This is a genomic window from Klebsiella sp. 4_1_44FAA (assembly GCF_000238715.1).
Classification (GTDB): Bacteria; Pseudomonadota; Gammaproteobacteria; order Enterobacterales; family Enterobacteriaceae; genus Klebsiella; species Klebsiella pneumoniae.
Window position 1 is genome coordinate 141542 of sequence record NZ_JH414805.1, and the last position, 2699, is coordinate 144240.

Annotated in this window: 3 protein-coding genes; all 3 read left to right on the plus strand. The window is 63.6% G+C overall.

Translation table 11 applies throughout. The features are described from left to right. Positions 1 to 1372: aldehyde dehydrogenase family protein (locus HMPREF1024_RS04645; protein WP_009309529.1), on the plus strand; the 1372-nt coding region annotated here is incomplete at its 5' end. Between the two features lie 9 nt (positions 1373 to 1381). Then, complete coding sequence (gene eutJ / locus HMPREF1024_RS04640; RefSeq protein ID WP_009309531.1) at positions 1382 to 2221, plus strand: ethanolamine utilization protein EutJ; 840 nt, start codon at positions 1382 to 1384, stop codon at positions 2219 to 2221. Further along, on the plus strand, positions 2211 to 2699 hold a 489-nt coding region (locus tag HMPREF1024_RS04635; RefSeq protein ID WP_009309533.1), incomplete at its 3' end, for an iron-containing alcohol dehydrogenase. The genes eutJ and HMPREF1024_RS04635, both read left to right, overlap by 11 nt.

Genomic DNA, 2699 nt, shown 5'->3' on the forward strand with positions numbered 1-2699 from the left:
AGCGGTACTGCTGAAAATGAAAGACAGCAGCCAGCCTGCCGGCACCGTTCATGATATGGGCGTTTTTGCCTCACTGGATGACGCTGTCGCGGCGGCAACGGTGGCCCAGCAGGGATTAAAGCGGGTGGCGATGCGTCAGCAGGTGATTCAGGCCATTCGTGAGGCGGGTGAAAAGTATGCCCGTGAACTGGCGGAGCTTGCGGTGACGGAGACCGGCATGGGACGCGTTGAAGATAAGTTTGCCAAAAACGTGGCGCAGGCGCGCGGCACGCCGGGCGTGGAGTGTCTGACTCCGCAGGTGCTCACCGGCGATAATGGCCTGACGCTGATTGAAAATGCGCCCTGGGGCGTGGTGGCCTCGGTGACGCCGTCCACCAATCCGGCGGCGACGGTGATCAACAACGCCATTAGCCTGATAGCCGCCGGCAACAGCGTGGTCTTCGCCCCCCATCCGGCGGCGAAAAAGGTCTCGCAAAGGGCAATTACCCTGCTTAACCAGGCGGTAGTGGCCGCCGGCGGTCCGGCCAACCTGCTGGTGACCGTGGCGAACCCGGATATCGACACCGCCCAGCGGCTGTTTAAGTACCCTGGCATCGGCCTGCTGGTGGTGACCGGCGGCGAAGCGGTGGTCGAGGCGGCGCGCAAACATACCAACAAACGCCTGATCGCCGCCGGGGCTGGCAACCCGCCGGTGGTGGTGGATGAGACTGCCGATCTACCGCGCGCCGCGCAGGCGATCGTCAAAGGCGCCTCGTTTGATAACAACATCATCTGCGCCGACGAGAAGGTGCTGATCGTGGTCGATAGCGTCGCCGACGAACTGATGCGCCTGATGGAAGGCCAGCAGGCGGTGAAACTCACGGCGGCGCAGGCCGAACAGCTCCAGCCGCTGCTGCTGAAAAATATCGACGAGCGCGGCAAAGGCACGGTCAGCCGCGACTGGGTCGGCCGCGATGCGGGCAAAATCGCCGCGGCGATTGGCCTGCAGGTGCCGGCGCAAACCCGTCTGCTGTTCGTGGAAACCCCCGCCAGCCATCCGTTTGCGGTGACTGAACTGATGATGCCGGTGCTGCCGGTGGTGCGGGTGGCGAACGTCGAGGAGGCCATCGCCCTGGCGGTGCAACTGGAAGGCGGCTGCCACCATACGGCGGCGATGCACTCGCGCAATATCGACAACATGAACCAGATGGCGAATGCCATCGACACCAGCATCTTCGTCAAAAACGGGCCGTGCATCGCCGGGCTTGGGCTGGGCGGTGAGGGCTGGACCACCATGACCATCACCACCCCAACCGGGGAAGGGGTAACCAGCGCGCGGACCTTCGTTCGTCTGCGTCGCTGCGTACTGGTGGATGCGTTTCGAATCGTATAAGGGATGAACATGGCGCACGACGAACAACGCTGGCTTTCGCCGAGACTACAAAAAGCCGCTGCCCTGTGTAACCAGGCGCCCGCCGCCAGCGAGTCGCCGCTGTGGCTGGGCATCGATTTGGGCACCTGCGACGTGGTGTCGATGGTGGTTGACCGTGACGGCCAGCCGGTTGCGGTATGCCTTGACTGGGCCGACGTGGTGCGCGACGGCATCGTCTGGGATTTCTTTGGCGCCGTCACCCTCGTGCGCCGACATCTTGCGACTCTCGAGCAGCAGCTGGGCTGCCGCTTCACCCATGCGGCGACCTCGTTTCCGCCCGGTACCGATCCGCGCATTTCGATCAATGTCCTGGAGTCCGCCGGGCTGGAGATCAGTCATGTGCTGGATGAGCCTACCGCGGTGGCGGATCTGCTGCAGCTCGATAACGCCGGGGTGGTGGATATCGGCGGCGGCACCACCGGGATCGCCATCGTTAAACAGGGCAGGGTGACGTATTCGGCGGATGAAGCCACCGGCGGCCACCATATCTCCCTGACTCTGGCCGGGAATCGCGGCATCGGGCTTGAGGAGGCGGAGCAGTACAAGCGTAGCCACGCCGGGGAGATCTGGCCGGTGGTTAAGCCGGTGTACGAGAAGATGGCCGAAATTGTCGCCCGACATATTGCCGGACAAGGGATTGTCGATTTGTGGCTGGCAGGCGGCGCCTGTATGCAGCCGGGCGTGCATGAGCTGTTTCGTCAGCGCTTCCCGGCATTACCGGTGCATTTGCCGCAGTACAGCCTGTTTATGACCCCGCTGGCAATCGCCAACAGCGGGAGGGAAAAAGCGGAGGGGATGTATGCAAGCTGAACTGCAGACGGCGCTGTTCCATGCCTTTGATACGCTGAATCTTCAGCAAATGAAAAGCTTCAACGTTCCGCCGGTGACGCTGCACGGCGTCGGCGCGCTGGCAGCCTGCGGTCCGCAAGCGCAGTCCCGGGGCCTTAGGCATCTGTTTGTCATGGTTGACAGTTTTCTCCATCAGGCGGGAATGACCGCCGGGCTGGAGCGTAGCCTGGCGATGAAAGGGATTGCTATGACTCTCTGGCCCTGTCCCGCCGGCGAACCCTGCGTCACCGATGTCTGCGCCGCCGTCGCCCAGCTGCGGGACGCGCGCTGCGACGGCGTGGTGGCCTTTGGTGGTGGATCGGTATTGGATGCGGCGAAGGCGGTGGCGCTGCTGGTCGCCAATCCTGAGCAGACGCTGGGGGAGATGACGGAGCACAGCGAGTTGCGTCCACGTCTGCCGCTGATCGCGGTGCCGACCACCGCTGGCACCGGGTCTGAA